Annotated in this window: 13 protein-coding genes; 9 read left to right on the forward strand and 4 right to left on the reverse strand. The window is 73.6% G+C overall.

All coding sequences use genetic code 11. The annotated features are described in order from the left end of the window. Nucleotides 1–132 precede the first annotated feature (132 nt). Nucleotides 133–1371 (forward strand): glycoside hydrolase family 10 protein, encoded by a 1239-nt coding sequence (locus ACFYT4_RS19935; RefSeq protein WP_389270267.1) that lies wholly within the window; start codon nucleotides 133–135, stop codon nucleotides 1369–1371. A gap of 63 nt (nucleotides 1372–1434) precedes the next feature. On the opposite strand, the gene ACFYT4_RS19940 is transcribed toward ACFYT4_RS19935, so the two are convergent. After that, nucleotides 1435–1626: a DUF1918 domain-containing protein gene (locus tag ACFYT4_RS19940; RefSeq protein WP_389270270.1), complete on the reverse strand. Its 192-nt coding sequence runs from the start codon at nucleotides 1624–1626 to the stop codon at nucleotides 1435–1437. A gap of 112 nt (nucleotides 1627–1738) precedes the next feature. After that, nucleotides 1739–2650, reverse strand: coding sequence for a DMT family transporter (locus ACFYT4_RS19945; protein WP_389270273.1), 912 nt, complete (start codon nucleotides 2648–2650; stop codon nucleotides 1739–1741). On the opposite strand from ACFYT4_RS19945, the gene ACFYT4_RS19950 reads away from it, so the two are divergent. Further along, the gene (locus ACFYT4_RS19950; protein ID WP_389270276.1) at nucleotides 2649–4124 is read left to right on the forward strand and encodes a PLP-dependent aminotransferase family protein; all 1476 of its coding nucleotides are present in this window, start codon (nucleotides 2649–2651) and stop codon (nucleotides 4122–4124) included. The genes ACFYT4_RS19945 and ACFYT4_RS19950 overlap by 2 nt on opposite strands. A gap of 86 nt (nucleotides 4125–4210) precedes the next feature. After that, nucleotides 4211–4786: a histidine phosphatase family protein gene (locus ACFYT4_RS19955; protein ID WP_389270279.1), complete on the forward strand. Its 576-nt coding sequence runs from the start codon at nucleotides 4211–4213 to the stop codon at nucleotides 4784–4786. Nucleotides 4787–4903: 117 nt separating this feature from the next. Here the strand turns inward: ACFYT4_RS19955 and ACFYT4_RS19960 are convergent, their stop codons facing one another. After that, on the reverse strand, nucleotides 4904–5434 hold the full coding sequence (locus ACFYT4_RS19960) for a CGNR zinc finger domain-containing protein (protein WP_389270501.1): 531 nt from the start codon (nucleotides 5432–5434) through the stop codon (nucleotides 4904–4906). 191 nt (nucleotides 5435–5625) lie between these two features. Between ACFYT4_RS19960 and ACFYT4_RS19965 the strand changes: the two genes are divergently transcribed. Together ACFYT4_RS19965 and ACFYT4_RS19970 are read left to right on the forward strand one after the other, a co-directional pair. After that, nucleotides 5626–7119, forward strand: coding sequence for an MFS transporter (locus ACFYT4_RS19965; RefSeq protein ID WP_389270282.1), 1494 nt, complete (start codon nucleotides 5626–5628; stop codon nucleotides 7117–7119). A 609-nt stretch (nucleotides 7120–7728) separates the two neighbouring features. Beyond that, nucleotides 7729–8253 carry an ATP-binding protein gene (locus ACFYT4_RS19970; protein WP_389270285.1) on the forward strand — a complete coding sequence of 175 codons (525 nt, stop codon included), beginning with the start codon at nucleotides 7729–7731 and terminating at the stop codon, nucleotides 8251–8253. 201 nt (nucleotides 8254–8454) lie between these two features. On the opposite strand, the gene ACFYT4_RS19975 is transcribed toward ACFYT4_RS19970, so the two are convergent. Next, nucleotides 8455–9192: a VOC family protein gene (locus ACFYT4_RS19975; protein WP_389270288.1), complete on the reverse strand. Its 738-nt coding sequence runs from the start codon at nucleotides 9190–9192 to the stop codon at nucleotides 8455–8457. Nucleotides 9193–9426: 234 nt separating this feature from the next. Here ACFYT4_RS19975 and argC point away from each other — a divergent pair, with 234 nt between their 5' ends. The 4 genes from argC to ACFYT4_RS19995 are packed head-to-tail and all read left to right on the forward strand — an operon-like array spanning nucleotide 9427 to nucleotide 13862. Beyond that, nucleotides 9427–10455 (forward strand): N-acetyl-gamma-glutamyl-phosphate reductase, encoded by a 1029-nt coding sequence (gene argC / locus ACFYT4_RS19980; protein WP_389270291.1) that lies wholly within the window; start codon nucleotides 9427–9429, stop codon nucleotides 10453–10455. 34 nt (nucleotides 10456–10489) lie between these two features. After that, on the forward strand, nucleotides 10490–11644 hold the full coding sequence (gene argJ / locus ACFYT4_RS19985; protein ID WP_389270294.1) for a bifunctional glutamate N-acetyltransferase/amino-acid acetyltransferase ArgJ: 1155 nt from the start codon (nucleotides 10490–10492) through the stop codon (nucleotides 11642–11644). Beyond that, nucleotides 11641–12573 carry an acetylglutamate kinase gene (gene argB, locus ACFYT4_RS19990; RefSeq protein WP_389270297.1) on the forward strand — a complete coding sequence of 311 codons (933 nt, stop codon included), beginning with the start codon at nucleotides 11641–11643 and terminating at the stop codon, nucleotides 12571–12573. Before argJ ends, argB begins: the two co-directional genes overlap by 4 nt. Then, nucleotides 12573–13862 carry an acetylornithine transaminase gene (locus ACFYT4_RS19995; RefSeq protein ID WP_389270504.1) on the forward strand — a complete coding sequence of 430 codons (1290 nt, stop codon included), beginning with the start codon at nucleotides 12573–12575 and terminating at the stop codon, nucleotides 13860–13862. Before argB ends, ACFYT4_RS19995 begins: the two co-directional genes overlap by 1 nt. Nucleotide 13863: the final 1 nt, after the last annotated feature.

Below are 13863 nucleotides of genomic sequence, written 5' to 3' on the forward strand. Positions count from 1 at the left end.
CCTCGACTCCACGACGTTACTCCGGGCACGGGGGAGGAGCCGCCCAGGGGTGGGCACGCTGTGCGGATACAGCGACCGGCATCGAGGACGTATCACCAGAGCGCGGAGCGGAATATGGGATATATCGGCCGTATGGGGAGTGTTGGCAGGAGGAAGGTGCTGATGGCGGGGGTGGGTGCCCTGGCCGGGCTGGCGACCGCCGGTGACGCGGCGGCCCTCCCCGGGAGTGGCCGGGGTGCCGGGCGCAGGGAGTTCCGCGGGATGTGGCTCGCCACGGTCGCCAACCGCGACTGGCCGTCGAAGCCCGGCCTCACGGCCGCCCGGCAGCGCACGGAACTCCTCGCCCGCCTCGACACGGCCGTCGCCCGCCGGCTGAACGCGGTCGTCTTCCAGGTACGGCCGTCGGCGGACGCGCTGTGGCCCTCCCCGCACGAGCCCTGGTCGCGGTATCTCACCGGCGTCCAGGGCCAGGACCCCGGCTGGGACCCGCTCGGCACGGCCGTGACGGAGGCCCACCGCCGGGGTCTCGCGCTGCACGCCTGGTTCAACCCGTACCGCGTCGCCGCCCACACCGACCCCTCCCGGCTCGCCGAGGGGCATCCGGCCAGGGAGAACCCGCACTGGGTGCTCCCGTACAACGGGAAGCTGTACTACAACCCCGGCCTGCCGGAGGTCCGTGCCTTCGTCCGGACGGCGATGCTCGACGCCGTGCGCCGCTACGACATCGACGGCGTCCACTTCGACGACTACTTCTACCCCTATCCCGCGGCCGGACAGACCTTCGACGACGCCGACGCCTACGCGCGCCACGGCGCGGGCTTTTCCGACCGGGCGTCCTGGCGGCGCGACAACATCGACAAGCTCGTCCGCGAGATGTCGGAGGGAATCAGGGAGACGAGGGAGGACGCCGTCTTCGGCATCAGCCCCTTCGCGGTCTGGCGCAACGCCTCGACCGACCCGCTCGGCTCCGACACCCGCGCGGGTGTGCAGACGTACGACGATCTCCACGCCGACACCCGCGCCTGGGTCACCAAGGGCTGGATCGACTACATCGTCCCGCAGATCTACTGGAACATCGGCTTCGCCGCCGCCGACTACGCCAAGCTGCTGCCCTGGTGGAACGATCTCGTACGCGGTACGGGCGTCGATCTCTACATCGGTGAGGCCCTGTACAAGGCGGGCGACCCCGCCCAGGCCGCGCCCTGGCAGGACCCGGCGGAGCTCTCCCGCCATCTGACGCTGGCCCGTGGCTACGGCGGAGTCCGCGGCCACTGCTTCTTCTCCGCCGGGGAGGTCGCCACGGACCGCATCGGCGCGATGGCGCGGGTGGTGGCCGATCACTACCGCGAGACGGCCCTGCCGCCCGCGTGAGATCCGCGCAGGCCCCCGGCCCGGCCGGAGCGTCGCCCGGCCGGGCGCTGACCCGGAGCGGAATCAGGCGCGTTCGTGCGGCCTGACGACGGTGTCGGGACCCGGGGACACCAGCGCCTCGTGCCCGTCGTCGAAACGGACGCGGTAGGGCGGATCGCCCTTCTGCCCCAGCACCTCGACGACCTCGGCGGTCCGGTCGTGCTGCCCCACGGTCCTGCCGTGCACCAGCAGCTTGTCGCCCACGTTCGCATGCATCGGGAGTGACCTCCTCGAAGCCGGTTTCCGTTCTTCCGAGTCTACGACCGCGAGGCCCTTCGGGCCCGCGCCGCGTCCTCGCACCGCCCTCACGCCCCGCACACACCCGCTCTCACGCCCTCGCCCGCTGCGTCACGGCGATGCACACCAGTACCCCCACCGCGGCCACCGGCGCCGCCGGGGACAGCCGCTCCCCGAGCAGCCCCACCGACCACACCAGCGTCAGCAGCGGCTGCGCGAGCTGCAGCTGGCTCGCCCGGGCGATCCCGATCTCCGCCATGCCCCGGTACCACACGTACAGCCCGAAGAACGTCGACACCCCGGCCACCCACACCAGCCCCACCACGCCCTGCCCGGTCAGCCGCACCGGCTCGTACGAGAGGCCCGCCGCCGCCCCCGCCACCGCCAACGGCAGACACAGCACCAGCGCCCAGCCGATCACCTGCCACCCCGGCATCACCGAGGCCAGCCGCCCGCCCTCGGTGTACCCCGCCGCGCACACCAGGAGCGCGCCGAAGAGATACAGATCCGCCCTGTGGAGCCCGCCGCCGCTCTGCGACACGGTGAACCCGATCACCACCGCCGCCCCGGCGAGCGCGGCCAGCCAGAACGTACGCGAGGGCCTGCGGCCGGTGCGTACCGCCGCGAAGACTGCGGTCGTCAGGGGCAGCAGCCCCACCACCACCGCCGCGTGGGACGTCGTGGAGGTCTGGAGCGCCAGTGTCGTCAGCAGCGGGAACCCGACGACCACACCACCGCCGACGACCGCGAGGGAGCCCCAGTGGCGGCGCTCCGGCGGCCGCACCCGCAGGGCCAGCAGAAACCCGCCGGCGATCAGTGCGGCCAGCACACTCCGCAGCGCCACGAGCGACCAGGGCCCGAAGGACTCCAGCCCCCAGACCGTGGACGGGAAGGTCAGCGAGAAGGCGACCACACCCAGTGCGGCGAGCAGGGTTCCGCGACCGGACGCGGCTGCGGTGACCGCTATCGGGGAGGAGTGAGTAGCGCTATCCTGTACTGTCATGCAAGAGCGTAGCAGTGTGCAGGATTTGGCCGAAGCCCTGAAAAGTGAGCTTCACCGCTACTCGCCAGGAGGAAAGCTGCCGTCGAGCCGTGCGCTCGTCGAGCGCTACCGCGTCTCCCCGGTGACCGTCTCCCGCGCGCTCGCCCGCCTCACCGCCGAAGGGCTCGTCGTCACCCGCCCCGGCGCCGGCGCCTTCCGCGCCCGGCCCCGCCCCGGGACCCCGTCCGCCGGTGACACCTCCTGGCAGGAGGTCACCCTCAGCGCGTCCGTCGCGGGCGAACTCGTACCCCGCGGCGTCGACGCCTCCGGCGTGCTCGCCACCCTCGCCGCGCCCCCGCCGGGTGTCGTCGAGTTCAACGGCGGCTATCTGCACCCGTCCCTCCAGCCCGAGCGCGCGATGGCCGGCGCCCTGGCCCGGGCGGGCCGCCGCCCCGGCGCCTGGGGGCGCCCGCCCGCCGAGGGCCTGCCCGAACTGCGCGAGTGGTTCGCCCGCGGCCTCGGCGGCCACGTCACCTCCGCCGACGTGCTGATCACCGCCGGCGGCCAGTCCGCCCTGACCACCGCCCTGCGCGCGCTCGCCCCGCCCGGCGCGCCCGTCCTCGTCGAGTCGCCCACCTACCCCGGCATGCTCGCCATCGCCCGTGCGGCGGGACTGCGGCCCGTCCCCGTCCCCGTGGACTCCCGGGGAGTGCGCACGGAACTGCTCGCCGACGCCTTCCGGGCCACCGGCGCCCGGGTCTTCATCTGCCAGCCGCTCTTCCAGAACCCGACCGGAGCCGTCCTCGCCCCCGGCCGCCGCGCCGAGGTCCTGCGGATCGCCCGGGCCGCCGGCGCCTTCGTCGTCGAGGACGACTTCGCACGGCGGCTCGTGCACGCGGACGCGGGGCCGCTGCCCGGCACACTCGCCGCCGACGACCACGACGGTGTCGTCGTCCATGTCGCCTCGCTGACCAAGGTCACCTCGCCCAGCCTGCGGGTGGGCATGCTCGCGGCACGCGGACCCGTACTGGAGCGGCTGCGCGCCATCCACGTCGTCGACAGCTTCTTCGTCGCCCGCCCGCTCCAGGAAGCCGCTCTGGAACTCGTCGGCGCACCCGCCTGGAACCGCCATCTCCGCACGGTGGCCGCCGCGTTGAAGGACCGCAGGGACGCCCTGGCGGGGGCGCTGCTGGGCGGGCTGCCGGAGCTGTCCCTGCCGTACGTCCCGTCCGGCGGCCACCATCTGTGGCTGCGCCTGCCCGACGGCGCGGACGAGAGCGCCCTGCTCTCCGCCGCCCTGCGCGCGGGCGTGGCGCTCGCCCCGGGCCGGCCGTACTTCTCCGCCGAGCCCCCTGCCGGACATGTCCGGCTCAGCTTCGCCGGAGTGGCGGGTATCACCGAGATCGCCGAGGGCGTACGCCGGTTGCGCACGGCCTGTGACGAGGTGCTGGTCCGGGAGGGGTCCGGCCCCGGGCCGGGGCGGTCCGTGGTGTGACCATCCGGGGCGGCGGCACGCGGTCCCGCCCAGGGTGGGCGATCTGTCCCTTGACCCGCGCGGCTCCCGCCGCTCACCATCGCGCCATGAGTGTTCGGATCACGCTGGTGGCTGCCGCTCGCAGCGCCTCACTGCTCGCCGAGCGCTTCGACGACGACCGGTCGCTCGATCAGGCCGGATGGTACGAGGTGCAGCTCGCCGCCCATGCCCTCGTACCGCTCAACGCCGCCGAACTGCGGTACTGCTCGCCGACCGTCCGCAGCCGCGCGACCGCCCAGGCGCTCGGGTTCGCCCCGATGGCACAACCCGACCTGCGCGACTGCGACATGGGCCGCTGGCGCGGCTCCACCCTCGCGGAGGTCACCGCACGGGAGCCGGCCGCGGTCGACGTCTGGCTCGCCGACCCGTGCTCGGCGCCGCACGGAGGCGAGTCCCTCCTCGCGTTCATCGGGCGCATAGGGGGCTGGCTCGACACCCGGCCCACGCAGGACGGCGGCTCCGTCGTCGCCGTCGCCGAACCCGCGGTCGTACGGGCGGCGTTGGTGTACGCGCTCCAGGCGCCGCCGACGTCGTACTGGAACGTGGACGTCCGCCCCTTGTCGACCGTGGTCCTCAGCGGCAGGTCGGGCTACTGGAATCTGTGCCTCCAGACGGCCGCGTAGTCCGGGGCGGCTGATCCGGGGCCGTGCGCGCCGGGTGGTCCGGGGGCGGGTTGCGCGGGGTGGTCCGGGGCCGCGCGATGACGGGCGATGAGCCGGGCCGTCGGCGGGGAGCCGCCGTCACTCCGGGCCGGCGGACCTCCTGGCCCGGCGGTGGGCGGCGACCCGTTCGCGGGTGGCGCACCGCCGTGAACAGTAGCGGCGCACCGGCCCGCTGCCCTGGGTGAGGAAGACGTTCCGGCAGGAGGGCGAGGAGCAGACCCCGCCGGGCGGACGCTGCCGGTCCCAGACGAGGACGGTCAGCGCCAGACACGACGAGGCGAGGAACCACTCACCCCACGGCGCGTCGTCGTCGCCGTCGAGATGCGGGTGCCAGGGCGAGGCTCCCCGGTGGGAACTGAGCCGCAGCCGTCCGGTGCTCCGAGGCAGCAGTCCGTTGAGCCGCTCGGCCGCTTCGTCGACGCTCCGGGCCGCGAACACCTCGCGCAGCTGACCGGCCGCCGTACGCATCTCGGCGACATCCCGGTGCGACACGCGGAGGCGTCCGGTCTCGCCGTGCGCGCGGAGCACCGCGGCGATGGCGTCCGGGTCCGGATCCCCGCCGGTCAGGGCGTTGACGAGGGCCGCCGTCCGCAGGGCGACGGCCTGCACCGAGTGCCGGGCCGACCAGCGGCCGTCCGCCGCGCCGTGCGCCGCCCCGCCGGCGGTGCCGGGTTCCCCGCCGTTCACCGGGCCGTCCGCCCTGTCGTCCGCCGGGCCGTTTGCCCTGTCGTTTGCTGTCACCACCCCCCGAAGGTAACGCATCTGGTGAAGGTTTGAGTTACCTGCGTAACGTGACCACCATGCACAAGCGTTACGGATGGTGGAGTTACGCCGTCGGGGCGGCGGCGGCCCGGACCGGCGACGAGATGTCGGGCCCCGCCCTGATGCTCGCCGCCCTCGCCGTCACCGGTTCGGAGGTCGCGGCCTCCTCGCTGCTCGCGGGCATCACGATCGCGGCGGCGGTCGGCGGCCCCCTGTTCGGGGTGCTCCTCGACCGCTCCCCGAACCCCGGCCGACTGCTGGCGGCGGCACTCGCCGGATACGGCACGGCCCTGCTCGTGATCCTGCTCGCCCTGGGCCGGCTCCCGATCGCCCCCACGGTCGCCATCGCGGTCCTCGCGGGCCTGCTGGGTCCCGCCCTGGCCGGCGGCTGGACCTCTCAGCTTCCGAGGGTCGTCCCGCCCCCGGCCCTCCCGCGCGCGAACGCCTTCGACGCGATGACGTACAACGCCGCCGGTCTGCTCGGCCCCGCCCTGGCCGGCACCGCCGCCCATCTCGCGGGCGCGGCGGCGGGGGTGGTCATGTCGGCCGTACTGATCGGGCTCGCCCTGCCGGCGGCGCTGACGCTGCCGGGGGCTGCCGGAGGCGGGGGCCGCGTGGTGCGCGCCGTCCCCGGGACCGGCCCCGGCGCATCGGGCCGGACCGGTCGCGGGGCGATTCCCGGGGTGTCGGCGGCGGACCCCCGCGCGTCCGGTGCCCGCCCGGCCCGGCCCGTACCGGCCTCCGGAGCCCCGGGCCGGGCCGTTCCCCTCGCGGTCGACGCCGAAGCCACGGACCCGCTTGCCGGAGCCACGCCGGCCTCCTCCGAGGCCACGCCGGCTCCCGCCGGAGGCGCGGAACGTCCCGGGGCGTGCGGGCCGGAGCCGGCAGTGACGTCCGGGCCGGAGCCGCTCCCCGCGTCCGGCGCCTCCGTCCCCGCCGATCTCGCCGCCGGATTCCGGGCGATCGCGGGAATACGGCCCCTCGCCCGGGCGACGGCGGCCTCGGCCGTCTCCTGCGCGGGCCAGGGCATGCTCGTCGCCTGCGCCCCCCTGCTGGGTGAGCGGGCCCTCGGCGGCGCGGACCGGGGCACGGTCCTGCTCTCGGGCATCGCCCTGACCGCGCTCGGGGCGAACGCGGTGCTCGCCCGCCGCCCCCGACTCCTGAGCCCGGACACCGTCGTCGCCGGGAGCACCGTCGTCCTCGCCGTGGCTCTCGCTCTCGCGGCGACGGCCCGGCCCGTTCCCCTGGCCGTCGCCGTCGTCCTCGTCGGGGTGGGTGAGGGCCCGCAGCTCACCGCGCTGTTCGCGATCCGCCACCGGGAGGCACCCGAGCGGCTGCGCGGCCAGATCTTCACCACCGGCGCGAGCCTCAAGATCACGGGTTTCGCGCTCGGCGCGGCCGTCGCGGGCCCGCTGGCGGCCCGCTCCCTGCCGGGCGCCCTGCTGGCTGCCGCGGCCGTCCAACTCCTCGCGGCACTCTGCTGCGTCCTGTGGCCCACCGGACCGCGACCCCCGGGAGCCCGCAGGGGCTGACGTGCGCAAGGACCCGGCATGCGGCGGTGGACGCACGGCTCCGGTGCCACGGGCGGCTGTTCGCGCGGGGCCGCTGCCTTCTCCGCGTACGCCCGGATCCCCGGGCATCACCGGTCGCGGCTGGGGGCTGCGCGCGGTCGCCCGGCACCGCTCGCCTGTTTGGCGGACAGGCGGACAGGCGGACAGGCGGACAGGCGGACAGGCGGACAGGCGGACAGGCGGGCACGGCCGGCGGCCGCCGGGCACCCGGCCCTCCCGCCGCAGGCCGTCGTCGACCTGCTCGCCGACGACGACCGGGACGTGTGGTGGAAGCGGCTGCCGCCGACCCGTCCCTGCCACCGGCGGTGATGGCGGAGCTGGTGCCCGAGCCGAGCAGGGCGTAGATCCGGCGCGGCCCCGTCCGGCCGGGCGCGCTCAGCCACGGCACGTGAGACCGAGTCTTTGAGCCTGCGGATGAGCGCGTGACTCGGCGGGGCTGAGCGGTTCACCCTGGGAGCACCCGGTGACCGGCGCCGATGAGACGTCGAAGCCGCACCGGTCTTCTGCCGTGCCCGTTCTGTGACAGGACCGGCACAGGCCCGCGGCCCGCACGCCACTAGCGTCGGATCCATGATCGTATGGCTCAACGGCACCCACGGTGCAGGCAAGACGACGACCAGCGCACTTCTGCAGCCGCTCCTCCCGGATTCACGGGTGTTCGACGCCGAGAAGGTCGGCGAGACGCTCATGGACATCACGCCCGGACTGCCGGGAACGGACAACTTCCAGCACTGGCCGCCGTGGCGGCCGCTGGTCGTGGAGACCGCCCGCCGCGTACTCGACTACACCGGCGGCACCCTGGTGATGCCCATGACCGTCCTGGTCGAGGAGTACTGGCGCGAGATCAGCTCGGGCCTCGCCCGGCATGGCATTCCGGTACGGCACTTCGTCCTCCACGCCGACCAGGACAGCCTCCGCGGGCGGATCGCGGGCGACACCGTTCTCGGCCCCAACTCTCCGTTCCGTCTCAAGTACCTTGAGCCCTACGCCGAGGCGGCCCGCACCTGGCTGCACGGCGAGGCCGAGGTCGTCGACACCACGCACCTCACGCCCGCCCAGGCCGCCCAGCGGATCGCGGAGGCCGTCAAGGGCTGAGGCTCGATCCGCCCGCCGCGCGCTACCCGGCATGCAGGCGGGTGGGCGGCGTGCGCCATCCGGCCGCGGCCGCCGCCCGCTCTGCCGCGGCGAACGTCACCAGGTCCCTGTCCTTGATCAGACGGCCGCGCCTCACGTCGATCGGCACCGCTGTCCCGGGCGGCAGCGCCGGGAAGTCCGGGGTGTCGTCAGGGCTCCGCGTCAGGACCGGGCGAGGACGCAGAACTCGTGGCCCTCCGGGTCGGTCAGGCACGTCCACGGGACGTCGCCCTGGCCGAGGTCGAGGTCCGTGGCGCCGAGGGCCCGCAGCCGGGCCACCTCCGCTGCTTTGTCGTCACCGGGGTCCGGCACCAGGTCGAGATGGACGCGGTCCGGCACGGTCTTCACGCCGGTGCGGAGGAATTCGAGATACGGGCCGACTCCCTTGGCGGAGCGCCACACCGCGTGATCGTCGGTCACCTCGTGCAGGGTCCAGTCCATCGCCTCGTCCCAGAACCGGGCCATGGCCCGCGGATCCGCGCAGTCGACCACCATCCGGGCGATCGGCCCGGTGTCCCGGTAGATCTCCCGAGGCTCCAGCACGCAGAACTCGTTGCCTTCCGGGTCGGCGAGGACCGTCCACGGGACGTCGCCCTGGCCCACGTGGGCGGGCGTCGCACCGAGAGCCCGGAGGCGCGCGACCAGCTCCGCCTGATGGGCCGCGGAGGTGGTGGCGAGATCGAGGTGTACACGGTTCTTCGCCGTCGCCTTGGGTTCCGGAACGGCAATGACGTCGACGCAGACGGTGACCGGGTCCAGCCAATCGAAGCCGGCGGGTAGCACGGCGGTCGCGCCGGGTTCCTCGCCGGCAACACGCCAGCCGAGCGCCTCCGCCCAGAACCGGCCGACCGCCGAGTCATCGAGAGCCTTGATGTTCACCAGGACAGGTCGCAGCGCCATGCCGGCGATCCTATGCGCCCGCTCCGCACCGGCATACCCACCGTCGCCCAACCGAGATCACCCCGCTCACCAGCCGCGATACTCGGCTCGCCGGCCAGATCGCTCAGCACCGCCAGGTGAACCGCTCACCCGCCGGGTGACGTGCCACGTCACCGGCACACCGGCGCGCGCCCGGGATGATTGCATAAAAGTGCGGCGAAGCGTATAGTCATGCCATCGATGAGGAGGATTTCGATGGCGGTACGGGCAGCAGTGGCAGGCGCGAGCGGATACGCGGGCGGAGAGCTTCTCCGTCTGCTCCTCGTGCACCCCGGCGTGGAGATCGGCGCGCTCACGGGCAACACCAACGCGGGACAGACGCTCGGCAGCCTCCAGCCGCACCTGGTGCCGCTCGCGGGCCGAGTGCTCCAGCCGACCACGGCGGAGGTCCTCGCCGGGCACGACGTCGTCTTTCTCGCGCTCCCGCACGGGCAGTCCGCGGCCGTCGCCGAGCAGCTCGGGGACGGCGTCCTCGTCGTCGACATGGGTGCCGACTTCCGCCTCACGGACGCCGCGGACTGGGAGAAGTTCTACGGCTCCCCGCACGCCGGGACCTGGCCCTACGGGCTCCCCGAGCTGCCCGGCGCCCGCGCGGCGCTCGCGGGGGCGCGGCGCATCGCCGTACCCGGCTGCTACCCCACCGCCGTATCGCTCGCGCTCTTCCCGGCGTACGCGGCGGGGCTCGTCGAGCCCGAGGCCGTGATCACCGCCGCGTCCGGCACCTCCGGCGCGGGCAAGGCGCCCAAGCCGCATCTGCTCGGGTCCGAGGTGATGGGCTCCATGAGCCCGTACGGAGTCGGCGGCACCCACCGCCACACCCCCGAGATGATCCAGAATCTGAGCGCGGCGGCGGGGGAGCCCGTCACCGTCTCCTTCACTCCCACCCTCGCGCCCATGTCCCGCGGCATCCTCGCCACCTGTTCCGCCCGGGCGAGGCGGGGCACCACCGCGCAGGACGTCCGGGCCGCGTACGAGAAGGCGTTCGCGGACGAGCCGTTCGTCCACCTCCTGCCGGAGGGACAGTGGCCCGCCACCGCCTCCGTCCACGGATCGAACGCCGCCCAGATCCAGGTCGCGTACGACGGCACCGCCGACCGGGTCATCGCCATCAGCGCCATCGACAACCTCACCAAGGGCACCGCCGGCGGGGCCCTGCAGAGCATGAACATCGCCCTCGGCCTCCCCGAGGACACCGGACTTTCCACGATCGGCGTGGCCCCGTGAACGCACACGAGACCACCGCGACAAAGGAGAATCAGTGAGCGTCACCGCAGCGAAGGGATTCACGGCCGCGGGCATCGCCGCCGGAATCAAGGAGAACGGCAACCCGGACCTGGCCCTCGTGGTCAACACCGGTCCGCGCCGCGCCGCCGCGGGCGTCTTCACCTCCAACCGTGTCAAGGCCGCCCCCGTCCTGTGGTCCGAGCAGGTCCTCAAGGGAGGCGCGGTCACCGCCGTCGTCCTCAACTCCGGCGGGGCCAACGCCTGCACCGGCCCCCGGGGCTTCCAGGACACCCACGCCACCGCCGAGAAGGCCGCCGAGGTCCTCCCGGGCCACAGCGCGGGCGAGATCGCCGTCGCCTCCACCGGGCTGATCGGGCTGACGCTCCCGATGGACAAGTTGCTCCCCGGCCTGGAGAAGGCCGCGGGGGAGCTGTCCGAGCACGGCGGCGAGAAGGCCGCCATCGCCATCAAGACCACCGACTCCGTGCACAAGACCGCCGTGCACCGGGGCGACGGCTGGACCGTCGGCGGGATGGCCAAGGGCGCGGGCATGCTCGCACCCGGCCTCGCCACCATGCTCGTCGTCCTCACCACCGACGCCGACGCCGACGGACCCACCCTCGACCGGGCCCTGCGCGACGCCACCCGGGTCACCTTCGACCGGGTCGACTCCGACGGCTGCATGTCCACCAACGACACCGTGCTGCTGCTCGCCTCGGGAGCGGCCGGCACCACCCCGGCGTACGACGACTTCGCCGCCGGGGTCCGGGCCGTCTGCGACGACCTCGCCCGGCAGCTCATCGGGGACGCCGAGGGCGCCTCCAAGGACATCCGGATCGAGGTCGTGGGCGCCGCGACGGAGGCCGACGCCGTTGAGGTGGGGCGCTCCATCGCCCGTAACAACCTCCTCAAGTGCGCCCTCCACGGCGAGGACCCCAACTGGGGCCGCGTGCTCTCGGCGATCGGCACGACCGGTGCCGTCTTCGAGCCCGACCAGCTGAATGTCGCCATCAACGGCGTCTGGGTCTGCAAGAACGGCTCCGTCGGCGAGGACCGGAACCTCGTCGACATGCGCTTCCGCGAGGTGAAGATCACCGCCGACCTCGCCGCCGGGACCGAGTCCGCCGTCATCTGGACCAACGACCTCACCGCGGACTACGTCCACGAGAACAGCGCGTACAGCTCATGACCGACACCAAGGGCGCGACCCGGAAGCACACCGCTCTGCCCAAGGCCCGGATCCTCATCGAGGCCCTGCCCTGGCTCACCCGGCACAACGGCCGGATCGTCGTCGTCAAGTTCGGCGGCAACGCCATGATCGACGAGGACCTCAAGGCCGCGTTCGCCCAGGACGTCGTCTTCCTGCGGCACGCCGGCCTCAAGCCGGTCGTCGTCCACGGCGGCGGCCCCCAGATCAGCGCGCAGCTCGACCTGCACGGCCTGGAGAGCGAGTTCAAGGCGGGGCTGCGGGTCACCACACCCGAGGCGATGGACGTCGTACGGATGGTGCTGGCCGGACAGGTGCAGCGCGAGCTGGTCGGGCTGCTGAACCAGCACGGCCCGCTCGCCGTCGGCCTCACCGGTGAGGACGGCCACACCATCGCCGCCACCCAGCACCGGCCGACCATCGACGGCGAGCGCGTCGACATCGGCCGGGTCGGCGAGATCAGCGCGATCGACACGGGTGTCATCGAGGCCCTCCTGGAGGACGGGCGCATTCCCGTCGTCTCCTCGATCGCCCGCGCCGAGGACGACGGACACATCTACAACGTCAACGCGGACACGGCCGCCGCCGCGCTCGCCGCGGCCCTGGGCGCGGAGACCCTGATGGTCCTCACCGACGTCGAGGGCCTGTACGAGGACTGGCCGAACAGCGACGAGGTGATCAGCAGGCTCACCGCGACCCAGCTGGAGAAGCTGCTGCCCGATCTCTCCAGCGGCATGGTGCCCAAGATGGAGGGCTGTCTGTACGCCGTACGCAACGGTGTGAACACCGCCCGGGTCATCGACGGACGGGTGCCGCACTCCATTCTGCTGGAGATCTTCACCGACGACGGCGTCGGCACGATGGTCGTGCCCGACGGCCGGGCAGAACCCGAAGGGACTCAGGGGGAATGATGGGCAATCAGGAACTCGTCCGGCGCTGGCAGGACGTGATGACCGACAACTACGGCACCCCCGGGCTCTCGCTGGTGCGCGGGGAAGGCGCCACGGTCTGGGACGCCGACGGCACCGCCTACACCGACTTCGTCGGCGGTATCGCGGTCAACTCGCTCGGCCACGCCCACCCGGCCGTCGTCGAGGCCGTCTCCCGCCAGATCGCGTCCCTCGGTCATGTCTCCAACCTCTACATCGCCGAGACACCCGTCGCGCTCGCCGAGCGGCTGATCCAGCTCGCGGGCCGCCCCGGCCGGGTCTTCTTCTGCAACTCCGGCGCGGAGGCCAATGAAGCCGCCTTCAAGATCGGGCGGCTGACGGGCCGCCGGCACATGGTGGCCACGCAGGGCGGCTTCCACGGCCGGACCATGGGCGCTCTGGCGCTCACCGGCCAGCCGGGCAAGCAGGAACCATTCCTCCCGCTGCCGGGCGATGTCACCCATGTGCCCTACGGAGACGCCGAGGCGCTGCGCGCGGCCGTCACCGAGGAGACCGCGTTCGTCGTCATCGAGCCCGTCCAGGGCGAGAACGGTGTGGTCGTACCGCCCAAGGGGTATCTGACGGCCGCACGGGAGATCACCCGCGCCACCGGCACCCTGCTGGTCCTCGACGAGGTCCAGACCGGCATCGGTCGCACCGGCCACTGGTTCGCGGCCCAGGCCGAGGGCGTCGAGGCCGATGTCATCACCCTCGCCAAGGCGCTCGGCGGTGGGCTGCCGCTCGGCGCGACCCTGGTCTTCGGCGAGGCGGCCGGGCTGCTGAAGCCCGGGCAGCACGGCACCACCTTCGGTGGCAACCCCGTCTCGTGCGCCGCCGGACTCGCCGTTCTGGACACGCTGGCGGCCGGCGGAACCCTCGACGAGGTCAAGCGGCTCGGGGAGAAGATCCGCGACGGCGTCGAGTCCCTGGGGCACCCGCTCGTCTCCCATGTCCGTGGTGCGGGCCTGTTGCTGGGTATCGTGCTCAACGAGCCCCTCGCGCCCCAGGTGCAGCAGGCGGCTCAGAGCGCCGGGTTCCTGGTGAACGTCCCGGCTCCCGATGTCGTACGGCTGATGCCGCCGCTGATCATCGGCGAGGCGGCCGTGGACGCGTTCGTCGCGGCCCTGCCCGGCGTGCTCGACACCGCGGCCGGAGCGGGCGGCACACGCGCCGCCGGCGGTCCGGACGCCGGTGGCACGGACGCCGGTGTGAGGAACACCGGCGGCAGGAACGTCAGCGGTACGAACGGGGAAGGACGAACCGGGGGATGAG

The organism is Streptomyces sp. NPDC004609, assembly GCF_042873655.1.
In the GTDB taxonomy this organism is placed as follows: Bacteria; Actinomycetota; Actinomycetes; order Streptomycetales; family Streptomycetaceae; genus Streptomyces.

Bases quoted from the DNA above. Each gene is read 5' to 3' on its own strand.
- ACFYT4_RS19935 (WP_389270267.1), top strand. From the start codon at position 133: ATGGGGAGTGTTGGCAGGAGGAAGGTGCTGATGGCGGGGGTGGGTGCC.
- ACFYT4_RS19940 (WP_389270270.1), bottom strand. From the start codon at position 1,626: ATGCATGCGAACGTGGGCGACAAGCTGCTGGTGCACGGCAGGACCGTG.
- ACFYT4_RS19950 (WP_389270276.1), top strand. From the start codon at position 2,649: ATGCAAGAGCGTAGCAGTGTGCAGGATTTGGCCGAAGCCCTGAAAAGT.
- ACFYT4_RS19945 (WP_389270273.1), bottom strand. From the start codon at position 2,650: ATGACAGTACAGGATAGCGCTACTCACTCCTCCCCGATAGCGGTCACC.
- ACFYT4_RS19955 (WP_389270279.1), top strand. From the start codon at position 4,211: ATGAGTGTTCGGATCACGCTGGTGGCTGCCGCTCGCAGCGCCTCACTG.
- ACFYT4_RS19965 (WP_389270282.1), top strand. From the start codon at position 5,626: ATGCACAAGCGTTACGGATGGTGGAGTTACGCCGTCGGGGCGGCGGCG.
- ACFYT4_RS19970 (WP_389270285.1), top strand. From the start codon at position 7,729: ATGATCGTATGGCTCAACGGCACCCACGGTGCAGGCAAGACGACGACC.
- ACFYT4_RS19975 (WP_389270288.1), bottom strand. From the start codon at position 9,192: ATGGCGCTGCGACCTGTCCTGGTGAACATCAAGGCTCTCGATGACTCG.
- argC (WP_389270291.1), top strand. From the start codon at position 9,427: ATGGCGGTACGGGCAGCAGTGGCAGGCGCGAGCGGATACGCGGGCGGA.
- argB (WP_389270297.1), top strand. From the start codon at position 11,641: ATGACCGACACCAAGGGCGCGACCCGGAAGCACACCGCTCTGCCCAAG.
- ACFYT4_RS19995 (WP_389270504.1), top strand. From the start codon at position 12,573: ATGGGCAATCAGGAACTCGTCCGGCGCTGGCAGGACGTGATGACCGAC.